This window comes from Candidatus Desulfolinea nitratireducens (assembly GCF_982879505.1).
This window is the reverse complement of the sequence record NZ_CEYOSI010000081.1, coordinates 1-14,422: the sequence shown is the minus strand read 5'-3', so window position 1 is coordinate 14,422 and position 14,422 is coordinate 1. Positions and strand designations below refer to the sequence as shown.

General features: G+C 45.8%; 14 protein-coding genes and 2 pseudogenes. 10 read left to right on the top strand and 6 right to left on the bottom strand.

Annotated features, from left to right (window positions below; translation table 11 throughout):
- From AC3DOM_RS08915 to radC, 6 genes are all read left to right on the top strand, one after another.
- Positions 1-868 (top strand): adenine nucleotide alpha hydrolase family protein (locus AC3DOM_RS08915; RefSeq protein WP_487918694.1); only part of this gene is annotated, 868 nt, incomplete at its 5' end.
- Complete coding sequence (locus tag AC3DOM_RS08910) at positions 868-1,974, top strand: glycosyltransferase (protein WP_487918693.1); 1,107 nt, start codon at positions 868-870, stop codon at positions 1,972-1,974. The genes AC3DOM_RS08915 and AC3DOM_RS08910, both read left to right, overlap by 1 nt.
- Before the next feature lie 18 nt (positions 1,975-1,992).
- The gene (locus AC3DOM_RS08905; protein ID WP_487918692.1) at positions 1,993-4,098 is read left to right on the top strand and encodes a hypothetical protein; all 2,106 of its coding nucleotides are present in this window, start codon (positions 1,993-1,995) and stop codon (positions 4,096-4,098) included.
- The gene (locus tag AC3DOM_RS08900) at positions 4,095-4,919 is read left to right on the top strand and encodes a class I SAM-dependent methyltransferase (RefSeq protein WP_487918691.1); all 825 of its coding nucleotides are present in this window, start codon (positions 4,095-4,097) and stop codon (positions 4,917-4,919) included. Before AC3DOM_RS08905 ends, AC3DOM_RS08900 begins: the two co-directional genes overlap by 4 nt.
- A 2-nt stretch (positions 4,920-4,921) precedes the next feature.
- Complete coding sequence (locus AC3DOM_RS08895) at positions 4,922-6,538, top strand: ArnT family glycosyltransferase (protein ID WP_487918690.1); 1,617 nt, start codon at positions 4,922-4,924, stop codon at positions 6,536-6,538.
- Between the two features lie 3 nt (positions 6,539-6,541).
- Complete coding sequence (gene radC, locus AC3DOM_RS08890) at positions 6,542-7,243, top strand: RadC family protein (RefSeq protein ID WP_487918689.1); 702 nt, start codon at positions 6,542-6,544, stop codon at positions 7,241-7,243.
- Between the two features lie 16 nt (positions 7,244-7,259).
- Here the strand turns inward: radC and AC3DOM_RS08885 are convergent, their stop codons facing one another.
- The 4 genes from AC3DOM_RS08885 to mvaD all read right to left on the bottom strand — a co-directional run bounded on the left by AC3DOM_RS08885 (position 7,260) and on the right by mvaD (position 10,768).
- The gene (locus AC3DOM_RS08885; protein WP_487918688.1) at positions 7,260-7,541 is read right to left on the bottom strand and encodes an acylphosphatase; all 282 of its coding nucleotides are present in this window, start codon (positions 7,539-7,541) and stop codon (positions 7,260-7,262) included.
- A 45-nt stretch (positions 7,542-7,586) separates the two neighbouring features.
- Positions 7,587-8,564 (bottom strand): HEAT repeat domain-containing protein, encoded by a 978-nt coding sequence (locus tag AC3DOM_RS08880; RefSeq protein ID WP_487918687.1) that lies wholly within the window; start codon positions 8,562-8,564, stop codon positions 7,587-7,589.
- A 32-nt stretch (positions 8,565-8,596) separates the two neighbouring features.
- A complete protein-coding gene (locus AC3DOM_RS08875) occupies positions 8,597-9,712 on the bottom strand; it encodes a M50 family metallopeptidase (protein ID WP_487918686.1) in 1,116 nt (371 codons plus the stop codon).
- Positions 9,713-9,796: 84 nt separating this feature from the next.
- Positions 9,797-10,768 (bottom strand): diphosphomevalonate decarboxylase, encoded by a 972-nt coding sequence (gene mvaD / locus AC3DOM_RS08870; RefSeq protein ID WP_487918685.1) that lies wholly within the window; start codon positions 10,766-10,768, stop codon positions 9,797-9,799.
- A 99-nt stretch (positions 10,769-10,867) separates the two neighbouring features.
- Here mvaD and AC3DOM_RS08865 point away from each other — a divergent pair, with 99 nt between their 5' ends.
- A complete protein-coding gene (locus tag AC3DOM_RS08865; RefSeq protein ID WP_487918684.1) occupies positions 10,868-11,839 on the top strand; it encodes an aldo/keto reductase in 972 nt (323 codons plus the stop codon).
- 220 nt (positions 11,840-12,059) lie between these two features.
- Here AC3DOM_RS08865 and AC3DOM_RS08860 read toward each other — a convergent pair whose 3' ends face one another.
- Positions 12,060-12,683 carry a hypothetical protein gene (locus tag AC3DOM_RS08860; RefSeq protein WP_487918683.1) on the bottom strand — a complete coding sequence of 208 codons (624 nt, stop codon included), beginning with the start codon at positions 12,681-12,683 and terminating at the stop codon, positions 12,060-12,062.
- Between the two features lie 197 nt (positions 12,684-12,880).
- A pseudogene (locus AC3DOM_RS08855) lies at positions 12,881-13,060 on the bottom strand (PadR family transcriptional regulator); the annotation flags it as partial.
- A 243-nt stretch (positions 13,061-13,303) separates the two neighbouring features.
- Here AC3DOM_RS08855 and AC3DOM_RS08850 point away from each other — a divergent pair.
- The 3 genes and pseudogenes from AC3DOM_RS08850 to AC3DOM_RS08840 form a co-directional block, all read left to right on the top strand.
- Positions 13,304-13,432: pseudogene (locus AC3DOM_RS08850) on the top strand (deiodinase-related protein); the annotation flags it as partial.
- 47 nt (positions 13,433-13,479) lie between these two features.
- Positions 13,480-13,902 carry an OsmC family protein gene (locus tag AC3DOM_RS08845; protein ID WP_487918682.1) on the top strand — a complete coding sequence of 141 codons (423 nt, stop codon included), beginning with the start codon at positions 13,480-13,482 and terminating at the stop codon, positions 13,900-13,902.
- A 71-nt stretch (positions 13,903-13,973) separates the two neighbouring features.
- Positions 13,974-14,422 (top strand): 2-thiouracil desulfurase family protein (locus AC3DOM_RS08840; RefSeq protein WP_487918681.1); only part of this gene is annotated, 449 nt, incomplete at its 3' end.

The following is a 14,422-nucleotide window of genomic DNA, read 5'->3' as shown; positions in this document are numbered from 1 at the left end:
TGTACATATGGACAATGGCTGGGACTCGGAATTAGCAGTCAAAAATATTGAGGAGACTCTCAAACGCCTTGAGATAGATTTGCATACCGAGGTTCTGGATTGGGAAGAATTTCGGGGTTTGCAGGCTGCCTTTCTCAAAGCATCTACCCCCGATTCGGAGATCCCAAGTGACCATGCTATTTGGGCAGTAATTGGCGACCTTGCTGAAAAACTGAAAGTAAAATACATCCTCTCTGGCTTCAATGTGCGCACAGAAACCCATTTGCCGAGTGCCTGGTCGCAGGGGCATTTTGACTGGAAATATATCCGTAGCATCCAAAAGCGATTTGGCGACGGGAAACTTAAAACTTTTCCACACATCCCCTTTTTGACCTATTATCGCCGCTTACAAACCCAAAAACGTGTCGATATTTTGAATTATATTGACTTCAATAAGACTGCCGCGATGACTTTTTTGGAAAATGAGCTAGGCTGGCGTTATTATGGTGGAAAGCACCACGAATCTATTTATACACGCTTTTATCAGGGATATATCCTTCCTGTAAAATTTGGTTACGATAAACGTCGTTCTCATCTATCCAGTTTGATTTGTTCAGAGGAAATCAAACGCATTGATGCCCTGGAAGAAATTAAAAAACCGACTTATGCACCTTCTCTTCTGGAAGAAGATCGAGAATATGTTGCGAAAAAATTGGGTTTGGTCCAGGATGGGTTTGAAGAAATTATGAGTTTGCCTAAAAAATCTTTCAGCGATTACCCATCCTATGGTCGCATCCTTGAAAGTCCATTTTTCAAGCGGAGTTATGATTTAATGCGCGATCTGTACCGATTACGCCAGAAAAAACAACATCAGGTTATCCCTAAATAATGCGAATCGCCTATATTTCCCTCCACTGGCCTCGCACTTTCTCCAGTGGTGTTGGGAAGAAGATTGATCGTCATATCAAAACATGGAAATCTATGGGGCATGATGTCTGTCTTTTTATGCATACTGCAGACGAAGATACCCCAGATTTGCTCCCCGGCGAAAAATTCTTTTATCCAATCCAATCAGGAACCCTGCAACGCGAAATTGGACGTATTCACGCGGCCATAGAAATGCTTCGGGCAATAGAACGTTACCAGCCGGATATTATCTACCTCCGCTATGGGATCTATGTTTATCCTGTTCATCGCCTTGCAACCATCGCCCCGGTAATTGAAGAAATTAACACGAACGATGTTGAACAGCATAAAGAGTTGGGCATACTCTATTCCTTATACAATCGCTTCACGCGTGGAATTTTACTCAAATCTGTTAGTGGCCTAAGTTGTGTCTCCAAAGAATTAGCCAAAATATCTAGGTTTAGAAGATTTAAGAAACCTACGAAAATAATTGCCAATGGTGTTGATTTAAGAAAAATCATCCCATTGGATGCGCCAAATAATAAAATTCCAAGAATAATCTTTATTGGTGGCCCCGGGCATAGCTGGCATGGTGTGAATAAGATCGTTGAACTCGCTAAAAGGTTTCCTGATCTAAAAATAGATATGATTGGCTATAATACCCTGTCAGATGGTGCGCCCTTACCAGATAATCTTATTTTGTATGGCTATCTTTCCTCAAAAGAATATTTGGCTATATTTGCCCTCGCTGATGTAGCAATTAGCTCGCTGGCCTTGCACCGTGTTAATCTTTTGGAAGCATCGCCTCTTAAAAGCCGCGAATACCTCGCCTATGGCTTGCCCATGATCTTGGCCTATAAGGATACTGACCTTGATGCCCTCGACTTTGATTTTCTACTTAAAATCCCCAACCGAGAAGACAATATCACCACCCATGGTAAACTTATCCGCGATTTTGCATATCGGATGCGTGGCAAACGCGTGAACCGTGAGGCAATAACTCCCTATATTGATACTCAGCTAAAAGAACAGCAGAGATTGGCATTTTTTGAAGAAATCATCGAGCAGGCAAAAAAGAAAAATTACTAATTTTGAAAGCACCCTTCTATGGATAAAAGAACATCTGTTATTTTAAGGCGTATTATTTTTATTGTTATGGTGATATTTCTTATAGCGGTTTTTGTAGAATTTCACAATATTACTTGGGGAACAGGAAACTGGTTGGGAGAATTCTCCATCAAATGGGGTTTGGGATTTGCCGCCTTTACTATATTCTTAATCTCTCTGCTTGGTATTTTATGGCTTTCTCTCTGGCGGCATGAAGCATTGCACTCATCCACCGAACGGATTATTTCATTCCGCCAAAGGTTAATTTATTCTCGTTGGATAATTGCTCTTTTCCTTCTCATTCTCCCTGTTTATTTTTTCCAATACACCCTGTGGGGACTTGTCTTCACAGGTATTTATTTCCGGCTTTTCATCTGGGCGATTCTTATCCTACTCTTGGCAATTCTCTTTACCGGAAAAGAAAAGAGCTTAATTACCTGGCAGGCTCTACAGGTGGGTGTTCTCCTTTCGGGAACCAGTTTTGTTATAGCCAGTGTTTTTTCCAACGTTACCAACTACCCCTTCAACCTCTATTGGTCTGATGGCAACCGGCTCTGGGACTACTCGATTATGTTCGGTCGCCGCCTTTATAATTACCCACAAGATCAACCGCTTAGTGCATTCATCTCCCCCGGCAGACAATTTTTATGGGGGCTACCATTCCTCCTGCCAAAGACGACTATTCTCTTTAATCGTTTTTGGAGTGCTTTGGTTTTATCACTCCCCTATGTGGTTTTAGGGTGGGTTGCTTTCAAAACAGAAGGAACCAGAAAAAAAGATTGGCTTCTGGTGGGTCTTTGGGCATTTCTCTTTCTTAATCAGGGACCAATTTATAGCCCCCTCGTTCTAAGCGCGATTCTAGTGGCGATTGCCTGGAGACGCCCACTATGGCTGGCGATACCTCTCGTTGCCTTGGCTGGATATTATGCAGAAATAACTCGTTTCACATGGGAGTTTGCGCCCTCTCTGTGGGCGCTAATGCTTGAGATGAGTGGTATCCCGCTCGAAGGAGTGCGTTTCACCATTCGCAATTGGGGGCGCTCTATTGTCTTAGCTATCTCAGGAATATCAATTTGGTATCTTTGGCCTCTTGTTCAAAGAATTTGGGGAAACCGTGCGAGTGAAACTTCCAATGCACTTTCCGAGTTGACTGATACTTTGGCGGGGACTGTTGCCAGTGCACAAGGCTCGGTCTCATCGCAGCCTCTTCTTTGGTATCGTTTACTGCCCAATGAGACCTACCCGGAAGGAATCTTGGGAGGTTTGTTCATTGCCATTTTGCCACTAACGATCTTGCTAATTTATTTACTGCAAAAAACACATTGGCAAATATCACTTTGGCAAAGGTTGGCGATTCTCGGCCCACTTTTGGCCTTCCTCATCGTCGGTTTGATTATTAGCACCAAGATCGGTGGTGGAAACAATCTCCATAACCTCGATATGTTTCTTATTGCACTGTTCTTTGTCGCTGTAATCGCCTGGAAAAATGGGGGAAGTGAGTGGTTTGCTCAATCAGCGCAACACCCATTATGGATAAAGGTCACTCTTATTCTTCTGGTAGCTTTGCCTGCACTACCTTCCTTGTCTGGAGTGCGACCAAATTTATCTCTCACCACCGCAGAAATAGAGCAAGTCAAAATCCTGGCAGATACAGAAATCGTAGAGGGATTACCTCCCATCGACGAAATAAATGATGCGATTTGGTATATTCGTTACGCAATAGACAATGCTGAAGAAGGTGGAGAAATTCTTTTCATTGATCAACGTCAACTTCTTACTTTTGGCTATGTGCCCAAAGTCCCCCTTGTGTCGGAATACGAGAAAAAACGCATGATGAATGAAGCGATGTCTGGCAGCCAAGCATATTTCGATCCCTACTATCAGGATCTCGCAGATCAGCGCTTTAGTCTTATTATTACCGAACCACTTAAAGTATATATCAAAGATGAGGAAAGTGTTTTTGGCGAGGAAAGCGACGCCTGGACAAAATGGGTCGCTGCACCAACCTTATGTTATTACGAACCCCTTGAAACACTACGCTCTGTCTATATACAACTCCTTGTGCCGCGCCAAGAGCCGCTTGATTGCTTACCCAACCTCCCATGAACTTAAAATATCTCATCCCTCGCCTTGCCCGCCATTTTCTTCCCGAAAAGATCGTTCGCTTTCTTCTCTTGCGCGGCTGGATCATCCGCCCAGGCATCGAGACCCAAAACCCGGAGGACGCCGCTGAACAGTATTGCCTTGAATTGGAAGGTGAAAACGTTCATCTTGAAGGGAAAAAGATCCTGATCTTTGGATATGGCGGGCGCTTTGCTCTCGGTATATCCTTGCTCCGATTGGGTGCAGCGCATGTGATTTTGAGCGATAAATTTGCCCCGCCCGATGACACATATAATTTGAGCTTGCTTCCATTAAATGAAAAATATCTCAAGGCCGGGCAGGGACATGTGACCCTGCGTCCAGAGTGGATAACACTCAACGAGAATGATATCCGCTCGGTCGCGAAGCGATCTGAAATTCCCCAGGTTGATATTGTTCTCAGTTCATCGGTTTATGAGCATCTTGCTGAAGTGGATGAGATCACACAATCCCTTGCTGCGCTGACAAAGCCTGAGGGAATTCAGCTGCATTATGTCGACCTGCGAGATCATTTTTTCAAATATCCTTTTGAGATGCTCTGTTATTCAAAAAAAGTTTGGTATGGCTGGCTGAACCCATCCAGCAACCATAATCGTTTTCGAGTATGGGACTATCGTAAAGTCTTCGAACGCTATTTTAATAATGTGAATCTTGTAGTGACCGAGCGCAATCAAACAGCATTTGAAGCTGCCCTCCCGCGTATTCTCCCTGAATTTCTCAGTGGGAATTTGAGCGAAGACAGTGTCACGATTATCAAAGTGATTGCTCGCCAGCCAAGGCAATGAAAATGAAAACTTCAATCTTCTTCCAGAAATACGAAAAATGGACCCCGATTCTTTTGGCATTACTTTTTATACTGTTAACAGCCTCGGGGCTTGCAACCATGCACAATCCCGATGAATTGGTACATCGCGTGGAACATGCGCTAGGAGGCTGGTGGGAATTTGATGAGACAAATTTCGACTATCCCTCGTTGCCAAAATATGTCATGTTCGGTGTGGGAAAAATCGTTTACGCACTCGATTACGCAGATGATTTTAAAAACGTGGCTCGCTTTCTTTCCGTGCTTTTGGGTGCAGGGACGATTTATCTCGTTTATTTAATTGTTAGAAATATGGGGGGAGGGATTCTTGCGAGTTCTTTTGCCTCGCTTTTCCTGCTCTCAAATCATATTTTAGCGATCAACGCTCGCTTTGCCCATAACGATCTTTACCTGACATTCTTTTTGACGTTGACGGTTTATTTTCTGGTTAAATACCAAAAAACGATGTTAAAAGGCTGGCTTTACGGAGCTTTTTTTTGCGTTGGTTTAGCGGCATCCAGCAAATATAATGGCGGTGTATTTCTTCTTGTTCCATTGCTTATTTATGTGTACAGCGAAGGGAAAAAGCTCTATCTAGAGAAGTTTCGCACACTTGAAACTTTATTTATTGCAATAACCTTATCCTTTCTAGGGTTTGCATTGGGGACCCCAAAAGCTCTTTTATGGATGTCCTATTATTTCAAGAGAGTTATCCCCGTACTTTCAAACCATGCTAGCTACGGGAAAACAGCTGAGAGTGTGACTGGTTTGTTTGGGCAATGGGGAATAATGAAAACCACGCTTGGTGCGCCAGCATACTACCTTTTCTTGTTGGCTTTTCTATATTTTGCAATCAAATTCTTTTTGAGTTTGAGACGATCTGAGGGTAAAGAAAATAAGAATCTGACACCCCTCATTCTCCTGGCCATCCTTGTTTTTGATTTACCAATCATGGTTTCCTATAATTATCAGGCTCGCTTCTTTATTCCCCTGATGCCCTTTTTCGCAGTTCTTGCCGCACTTTTTATCGATGACTTGCAAGCCCATATTCAAAAGAGCAATTATAGTAAATATCATATTCTTCTACCCCTTGCATTAGGGCTAATGATCTTTTTCTCTTTCCTGCGTGTGCTCAGTGTGAGATTATTGATTGAAAATGATCCTAGAAATGTAGCGAGTGAGTTTATCGCTACGCTCCCCTCTGGAACAAAACTTGAATACACAATGTATCCGCCAGAAATCCCAGCGAATCATTTTGAAGATGAATACTCATACCCGATTTTTTTTACGAAATTTGAGGGCCAGGAAGTTCCCGAAGTGGGATGGGGAAAGCCCTATAAAAAGTTTAACGAGGGAGAAGAGGGATTACTTAACCGGGATACGGATTATTTTGTTGTGGATAGCTTCACGTACGCAAGATGCGAGAATGAAGCCATTTATCAGACCAATCCGGTTGAGTGTGATTTTTTTGAAAAACTTTTGGCTGGCGAGACATCTTATCAATTGATCGGAGATTTCAGTTATACACTCCCCAAGCTCCTGCCGCAAATATCGATTAGTTTTGTCAATCCGGAAATTCAAGTTTTCCAGCGAAGCGAGTAATTAATGCCTGATAGAACTCCCCTTTCCTATCGGATTGCAGACCTCCCTGCTGATGATCGCCCACGCGAGCGGCTTGCCAAGCTGGGGCCGCAGGCTCTCAACACAGCGGAATTGATCGCCATCCTGTTGCGCGTTGGAGTGCGGGGAGAGAGTGCTGTGCAGGTGGGTCAGCGTTTATTGCAGGAACTGGATGGTTTGAGCGGATTGCATCGCGCGCCCTTTGACGAACTCTGTGCCCAGCACGGGATCGGTGAAGCCAAAGCTGCCCAGATCAAAGCTGCGATAGAGTTGGGGCGGCGGCTGACTTTGGAAGCCCCCGAGGAACGTCCTACAATTAATAGCCCGGCGGATGCGGCGGCATTGATTCAATATGAGATGAGCGCGCTGGAAAAAGAAGAGATGCGTGTGATCTTGCTCGATACGCGTAATCATGTTTTGGATATTGTCACTGTAGCACATGGATCGTTGAACTCTGCCCAGATGCGAGTGGGTGAGATTTTCACCCCCGCTGTGAGGCGGAACGCCGCCGCGCTGATTGCTGCTCATAATCATCCCAGCGGGGATTCCACGCCCAGCCCTGATGATGTAGCAATCACCCGCGCCATGATCGAAGCCGGAAAATTACTTGATATCGAAGTTCTTGACCATCTTGTAATTGGGTTGGGGAATTATGTCTCCCTAAAAGAGAAGAAGATGGGCTTTTAATGAAAAAACCGGGGGGCTAAAACCAGCGAACTTTGAAATTTTTAAATTCACCGTGAAATTCTCCCCACTCAACCTCACATTCTTTTACATTTGAAACGGTTGGGCCAGCTTTTACCTTCTCCAGGAATCGTTCAAGGTTTTCTTGTGTTCCCTCAGCGTGAGTTTCAACTTGATCACGGCCCACATTTCGTACCCAACCTGTCAGGTTGAATAAATTTGCATTTTGAGCGACAAAGGCGCGAAATCCGACGCCTTGCACTCGCCCACGCACGCGGATATGCAGGCTGGCCTTCGGCATCTTTTTCTCCATTAATCTCTCTCTTTCCCACCAGAGGTTCTCCTCTTAAATATCCAGGATATCATCATCAGCATTGAAGCTAAGAATATCAAATCCTTGCGTGTCTTCTGTGAAATCGAGGTTGGCGAGAGCCTCTTCAAGATATTCGATCTGCTCCTCTTCCTCATCTTCGTATCGATCAAAGAGACTGAGAAGGAACTCCCGCACATCCTCACCACCGATTTGTGAGAGAGACCAGATCAAAGCCTGGAAAACATCATCATCTTCCTCTTCTGCGAGATTTTTAAGCAGCAAAGGACGGGCGGAGGCAAGGGCTATTTCACCCGCCGCTTTTGTGGCAGCGAGGCGTATGATCTCATTGTCGTCGACCAGGCCTTCGAGGATATTCTCTTCCCAGATCAGGTCGCAGGAACGCCCCATGGCGAAGACTGCGCTTGCTTTCCACATCGGTGCTTCGCGTTCCCAGGCATCTTTGATCAGCGCGGGGATCTCTTCATGGGATGAATATCCCAACGATTCGAGGGCACGCTGTCTGAGCTCGGTTTTCTCTCCGCTACGGGAAATCTGGAGAAGCACGTTTTCTATTTCTTTCAGGCTTTCTTTGAAAATTTCATCCAACTCGCCACGCAAGACGTAGGCTCCCAATGCGGTGATCGCCTCTGCGCGCGGAGCGGTTTCCGGGTCGTTTTTGGTGATTTCTAAAAAGATGGGAACCAGATCCTCGCTTTCGCAATCACTTAATAAGCGGATCGCGGTCGTGCGGATGATGACATCTTCGTCTTTGAGCAAAGCCATCGCCAACATGTCATAGCAAAGCAAAACATCTCTGTTTAGTTCTTTTCTTAAACTAGCCAGGAGCAATTGCTTGCGAGAGAGTGTGATTTGCGGCCAGGCATCCAGCAGGGTTTTTAATTGTCCCGGATCGATATCGGAGAATTGAAAGAGAATATCCCGTGAAAACTCCTGGTTTTCATCTGTTAGTAAATCTACTGCATCCTGAAAGGAAGGTTCTGGAGAAGTCATTTTTGTACCCTAATAATTGTCTCAACCCAATTTTAAGGGATTGCTGTGAAATTTGCAGGATTTATAAAATCCATCACATTGATATAGAGCATAAAGCCAAGGAGGAGCATCATCCCAACCCCGTGGATGATATTTTCAAACTCGGCAGGGACACGCTTTCTGAAGAATAGCTCGGGGATGAGGAAGAAAATCCGGCCGCCATCGAGTGCCGGAAAAGGGAGCAGATTAAAGACGCCTAACGTGATCGTCAGGGTGGCGATCAGATTCAAAGTAAAAAAAGTTGGCGGTGTTGCGGGGGAAGGTGTTGCAGCAGCAGGTTCCTCTGTGCGGCTTTCTATGTCTGCGTCGACCGTTTGCTGGAAGATATTGTAGATGCCTTTGAAGCCAATAAAACGGCCCTCTTCAGGGCTGATACTGCCACGTATGATTTTTGCAGGAAAAACCAGGATCTCTCTGGCGTAGAAAAGCGTTGTTTCAGCGCTAAAACTGAGTGTTGTAAGCAGGGATGGTGATTCGTTGTAGGCATATCCCGGTACGAATCCCAAAGCTCCCTCTTCTGCAGCACGACTGCTGGAAGGTATAGCCATCGTTTCGATGATCTCTTCACCACGTTGGATGGTGAAATTGATGGGCTGATCGAGGTTATCGAAGATCAGGGTGCGCAGCTGGGGTTCACCGTTAATCGTTTCTCCGTCAATCTCCAGGATAACATCGTCCATGAGGAAGCCAGCCTGGTCAGCGGGCGATCCAGGGGTAACTTCAAAGATTTGAACGACCTCAAAGTTGGGAACTCCAATTTGAGAGAAGAGGATGCTGTAGACGAGGAACCCCGTCAACAAATTCATTGTTGAACCCGCGAGAAGAACGGCCAGTCGCACCCATGGGTTGGCTGCTGCAAGACCACCTTTTATTTCAGGATTATTTTCACCTTTGAAGCGATTAAAGCCACCAAAGGGTAACCAATTGAAAGTGAATTCGGTTTCTTTCCAGCGGAAAAGGGAAATCATTTTTGGCGGAAGACCAATCCCAAATTCTTCGATTTCAACTTTAAAAAAACGGCCAACAAAGAAGTGACCAAATTCGTGCACAAGAATTACGATGCCAAAGACAACAATAAAAATCACACCGGCAAGTAGGTTTGTATTCATTAAAAACTCTCTTTTAGATAGATATAAAATGTGGAACAATCTCTCGATTATATCCTGTTTTGTTTTGGGAAAATGAAAGACAGATTAGCTCTCAACCAGCCGCGTTGGCCCGCCAACAGTGGCTGTGAGGACATTATCAACGCCTTCAATATTTGCCAATTTATCTTTTACTTCCCTCATTTTTTTTGTCGGGGTGATGACGTGGACATTCGGCCCCGCATCAATCGTATAGAAGACGGGAAGACCCTCTGCCCGCCAATCACGGACGGATTGCATCACCCGAAGAGTGGACGGCTGCCAATAAAATAGTGCGGGATTTGAGGTCATCATGACCGCATGCATCATATCTGAGTCTAATTCGCAGATCGAAGCAAAGGTGTCAAAATCGCGTTCCAAAATGGCGCGGCGACAGATATCGATGCGACGGGGCACATCGGCTACGCGCCCGCCTTGTAAAGGGCTGGTAGCTGCGAGGGCATGTCCCTGTGTGGAGCCGATGGCTTTATGCCCGCTGCTGATCACGGCGATGCAGTCGGCTAAATCCCAATGCTCGGGGGGCGCGATGGAGAAGGCATAAGAATCTTGATCACTTTCACCTGACTGCCACTCTGTGAATCCGCCAGGGATCGAACGGCAAGCCGATCCTGAACCATGCCTGGCCAAACGAGAGAGGGCTGCCTCATCAAGACTGAGCCCCGCTGCTTTGGATGATGCAAGCGCCAGGGCGGCAAATGCTGCGGCAGAAGAGGCGATCCCTGCACCGGTGGGGAAGGTGTTTTCGCTGATCACTTGAGCGTGAAGAGAAATACCAGCTACTTCACGGACTTCGTCAAGGATTTGGCTGACACGCTGCAAGCCTGCCCCCTGAAGAGTTTTTTCATTAAGGATCAGGCTGTCCTGTTCCAGATCTGCGCGAAAAGTTACCTGCGTTCTGGCGGAGAGCCCGTCCAGATTCATTGAAAATGAGCCGTTGACAGGGATGCGCAAATCCTGATCCCGGTTGCCCCAGTATTTGATAAAGGCGATGTTAGGATGTGCAATAGCGATAGCTTTCATGGGTGGGAGTTTACCATGAAGCTCTAGCAAATCTAATTGGTTTCGAGATTTTATAAGTGATAGAATCACCCTGCATATTCAATGTCAAAAGGAGATCTTATGAATAATCGACGATTTGGCAAAAAGGATTGGCAAGTCAGCGAGATCGGATATGGCATGTGGGGCATGGCAGGCTGGACAGGATCAGACGATGAAGAATCCCTGGCATCCTTGCAGAAAGCTGTTGACCTGGGATGCAATTTCTTTGATACGGCCTGGGGATATGGCGAAGGGCATAGTGAGGAATTGCTGGGAAAACTGGTTCGCAGCAATCCGGACAAGAAGATATATACTGCAACAAAAATCCCGCCAAAGAATTTTGTCTGGCCCAGTCGTCGCGAATTTTCCCTGGATGATTGTTTCCCCCCGGATCATATTGAAGAATACGTCCACAAAAGTTTAAAAAATGCCGGGTTGGAGAAATTCGACCTGATGCAATTCCATGTCTGGGAAGATCATTTTGTCGAAGACGACCGTTGGGCAAAGAAAATGGATGAATTACGCTCGCAGGGTTTGATCGATGCCGTTGGAATCAGTATCAACCGTTGGGAGCCAGGGAATGGGGTCAAAACTGTGCGCAGCGGGTTGATCGAAGCGGTCCAGGTTATCTATAATATTTTTGACCAGAACCCCGAAGATGAACTTTTTCCAGCCTGCGCCGAGATGGATGTAGCTGTCATCGCCCGCGTTCCCTTTGATGAAGGCACGCTGACCGGCAACCTGACCTTGGATAGCAGATGGCCTGAGGAAGATTGGCGCAGCACATATTTTGTACCAGAAAATCTAAAAAGCAGCGTGGAACACGGGGAAGCATTGCGTCCGCTGTTGTCTGAAGAAATGACTATGCCAGAAATGGCCCTGCGTTTTATCTTGAATGAGGATAGCGTCAGCACAATTATCCCCGGAATGCGGAAATTGAATCACGTGGAAGCCAATATCGCCACCAGTGATACCGGGCCATTGTCTGATGAGTTGCATGCAAAGCTGCGCTCACATCGTTGGGATAGAACCCCGACTGAATGGTCCCAGTAGTTTTAAATATCTGGATCGCTGCAATAGAGATGTGAAACCAATCCAGGGTATTGGCAAAACATCTTCACACAGGAATCGAAAACAGGCCAATTTTGGCCTGTTTTGCAGTTAAGCAGTCACTCATCTTGCAGTGACGGTCAGGGGGCGTGGCCGCTATTAATTATTTAATTAATGCGCTATTTGGGGAGTGCATTGGCTATAGCTTTCATGTGAAAAATAGCTACCACTGGCGGTTAAGTTGATCGGTAGCCTCCACGACTAATTTGGTCAGTGTCTCTTGCAGGGCATCCAGATCATTGGAGGGCATCCCGGCTGCGACAATCATGGTCGCGTGTCCGCTGGCGGAAACCCCCTGCCCGGTAACCGTGATACTCGAAGCCGCCAAACCAAGCTGAAAGCCCTCTTCGTAAACTTGCCACGTAGCTCCCGGAACGATCCCGAAAGTTGTTTCGAAGATAGCTTGTGCATCTTCTGAGGTGGTTGGCTGCCCGCCTCCAATCAACAGGCGGTATTTCCCACCGGCATCGTAATTGCAACTGCTCAGTTGATCCTGGGTAACAAGGGTAAATTCGGCACCAACGATGGTATTGAATTGGGCCAGGTCAAAGAGGCTGCAATCCATGATCGCAGGAGAATCTGCGGCAGGGATGGCAATATCTGCATCTGCGGGGGGAGGCGCATCTGAAACGGGAGCAGGTTCCTCATCCGGGGGCGCTTCGACAGGCAGCGGGGTAGCTGGCGGGATATCCTCCTCTCCCATCACCGAAGGTAAAGTGATAAGGCTGCAGGCCAGAGATAATGTCAAGAGAGGTGTGATTACCAGAAAGTATTTTCCTTTGTTCATAGCTGGCTCCTTTAGTTTGATATAACTCAGACTAGTTTTTAATAGACAGAGTAATCGGTTTATTCGTGCGAAGCATACTGAGAATAGCTTTCACGATTTCAACTGCGTTAACAATAATCGCAATCAGCAGCGCAAAGGGAATTATCGAGTCTACCAGATTTGTGAGAGAAAATCCTGTATTGACGTCAATTTGGTTTTAGCAAGCCCTGCGATTCCAACCGGCGAAGCAGGGGGTAGAGCGTACCCTGATCGACTTCCAGCCCCTGATCTGAAAGCCTTTTTAGGAGCGAATAACCGTATTGTTCTTCATCCAGTTGGCTGAGAACTGCCAGGACGATTATACCGCGTCGTAATTTATTGAGTATATTTTTATGCATAATATTGATCTCCGTACAATATAATTTTCAACACTCTACTTATTGCGCATAGTATGCAAGAGGATATCGACTCCTTAATGTTGTAGAATATTGGTTTGAAATATATTTGGAGTAAGAAGGGTGCATTTATGATATAATTTTTATCAAAAAAATCATAAATATCTACTAGTGCCTGCTTTCCTTTCAACTCCAGGAGAAAAATTGAATAACGCCGAATTATTGTCTCTCTATAATACCGATTCACGAGAACGATTGGCTCCTTTTCATCTGGAGCGCCTGGATTATCGTAATCAGGACCGGGAGGCCTTTTACAGTGATTTGGAACGCAACGGACCGAAGTCTGTCACCGAATTCCGTCAGGCATTTGGTTAGGAATAAGGATTTTTATATAATGGATTCGAATAAAAAGGAGAAATAAGATGAAAAGAAAAGCATCAGCAGTTTGGCAGGGCGGTTTACGTGGCGGCAAAGGAACCATGTCATCTGATAGTGGAGTTCTCTCCAAAACTCAATATTCCTTTAGCACACGTTTTGAAGATGGAATTGGCACCAATCCCGAAGAATTGATCGCTGCTGCCCACGCAGGTTGCTACTCGATGGCGCTCTCTGCTGAATTGGAAAAAGCAGATTTGACCCCCGAATCGGTCAGTACGAATGCTACGCTGACATTCGAAAAAACGGATGCGGGTTTCACCATCACAGTCAGTCATCTGGATGTGGTCGCCAAAGTCCCCGGCGTGGACGCTGCTAAATTTGCCGAGATCGCTAATGCGGCCAAACTAGGTTGTCCAATCTCGCGCGCACTGAATGCAGAGATCACGTTGGATGCGAAATTGGCATGATAAGAGAAAGATAATTTATAGACTGGGTCAATGACGTTAGCTCTCTTTGTATAGCGTAAAGGAGAAGAATTATGATTCGAGTATTAGTCAGTTCCTGCCTGCTTGGCCAGCCAGTTCGCTACAACGGTTCAGATGCTCCCAGCGATAAAAAAATTCTTTCCCAATGGCAACGCGAAGGTCGCCTGGTAAATTTTTGCCCTGAGATAGCGGCAGGGTTTCCAACACCACGCCCACCAGCAGAAACTGTGGGTGGAGACGGGAAAATGGTACTTCTTGGACAAGCAAAAGTATTCGAGGATACCGGCGCGGATGTGACCGAGATGTTTGTAGATGGAGCTAAGAAGGCATATTCTTTTTCCAAAAATAAAAACGTAAGATTAGCTATATTGACAGACGGCAGCCCATCTTGTGGCAGTACCTATGTATATGACGGAAATTTTACCGGTGGTCAGGTACCAGGAAAAGGTGTAACGGCTGAGCTCTTAGAACAAAAAGGCATTCGTGTTTTCAGTGAAGATCA

Coding starts and splice junctions, on each gene's coding strand:
- AC3DOM_RS08865 (WP_487918684.1), top strand. CDS start 10,868: ATGAATAATCGACGATTTGGCAAAAAGGATTGGCAAGTCAGCGAGATC.
- AC3DOM_RS08845 (WP_487918682.1), top strand. CDS start 13,480: ATGAAAAGAAAAGCATCAGCAGTTTGGCAGGGCGGTTTACGTGGCGGC.
- AC3DOM_RS08905 (WP_487918692.1), top strand. CDS start 1,993: ATGGATAAAAGAACATCTGTTATTTTAAGGCGTATTATTTTTATTGTT.
- AC3DOM_RS08880 (WP_487918687.1), bottom strand. CDS start 8,564: ATGACTTCTCCAGAACCTTCCTTTCAGGATGCAGTAGATTTACTAACA.
- mvaD (WP_487918685.1), bottom strand. CDS start 10,768: ATGAAAGCTATCGCTATTGCACATCCTAACATCGCCTTTATCAAATAC.
- AC3DOM_RS08860 (WP_487918683.1), bottom strand. CDS start 12,683: ATGAACAAAGGAAAATACTTTCTGGTAATCACACCTCTCTTGACATTA.
- AC3DOM_RS08875 (WP_487918686.1), bottom strand. CDS start 9,712: ATGAATACAAACCTACTTGCCGGTGTGATTTTTATTGTTGTCTTTGGC.
- AC3DOM_RS08910 (WP_487918693.1), top strand. CDS start 868: ATGCGAATCGCCTATATTTCCCTCCACTGGCCTCGCACTTTCTCCAGT.
- AC3DOM_RS08900 (WP_487918691.1), top strand. CDS start 4,095: ATGAACTTAAAATATCTCATCCCTCGCCTTGCCCGCCATTTTCTTCCC.
- AC3DOM_RS08895 (WP_487918690.1), top strand. CDS start 4,922: ATGAAAACTTCAATCTTCTTCCAGAAATACGAAAAATGGACCCCGATT.
- radC (WP_487918689.1), top strand. CDS start 6,542: ATGCCTGATAGAACTCCCCTTTCCTATCGGATTGCAGACCTCCCTGCT.
- AC3DOM_RS08885 (WP_487918688.1), bottom strand. CDS start 7,541: ATGCCGAAGGCCAGCCTGCATATCCGCGTGCGTGGGCGAGTGCAAGGC.